Below are 534 nucleotides of genomic sequence, written 5' to 3'. Positions count from 1 at the left end.
TGGTCTTCATAACTGTTCCTTAGGATTTCTTCTGGTATCGGGCAGACATGCCGCAGCCTTCGAACCGCCAAGGCGCGGTGAAGGTCCGCCCAAGCTTATCAGCCCGGGCGGATAGGGACTGCGATCCAGAGCAGTTCTGCCCCGTACACGCGCGTTACTGCATACCTGGCAGCGGTCGCAGTATCACTTCGACACGGCGATTCTGCGCACGGCCTTCAGCGGTGGCGTTGCTGGCTACGGGCTGATCCGGCCCCATACCACGGGTACTCAAGCGACTGGGGTCGACACCCTGCGCCAACAGATAGTCGGCCACGCTTTGCGCGCGACGCTGCGACAGCTCCATGTTGTAGCTATACGAGCCGGTGCTGTCGGTATGCCCGACAACCTCGATGCTGTTCTGGTTGTACTGGCGGAAGGAATTGGCCAGGTTGTTCAGCGGCTGATAGAAGCTGCTGGCGATCTGCGCCGAGTCGGTAGCGAAGGTGATGTTGCCGGGCATGATCAACTGAATCACATCGCCTTGGCGCTGCACCT

At 60.1% G+C, this 534-nt stretch carries 1 protein-coding gene; it reads right to left on the bottom strand.

The window, feature by feature from the left end; translation table 11 throughout:
• Positions 1-154 precede the first annotated feature (154 nt).
• Positions 155-534 (bottom strand): OmpA family protein (locus HBO11_RS28470; RefSeq protein WP_170059075.1); only part of this gene is annotated, 380 nt, incomplete at its 5' end.

The sequence above is a fragment of the Pseudomonas sp. WS 5010 genome, assembly GCF_012985565.1.
Lineage (GTDB): Bacteria > Pseudomonadota > Gammaproteobacteria > Pseudomonadales > Pseudomonadaceae > Aquipseudomonas.
Note: the sequence above shows the minus strand (reverse complement) of the source record. Positions and strands in the feature narration are given on the sequence as shown.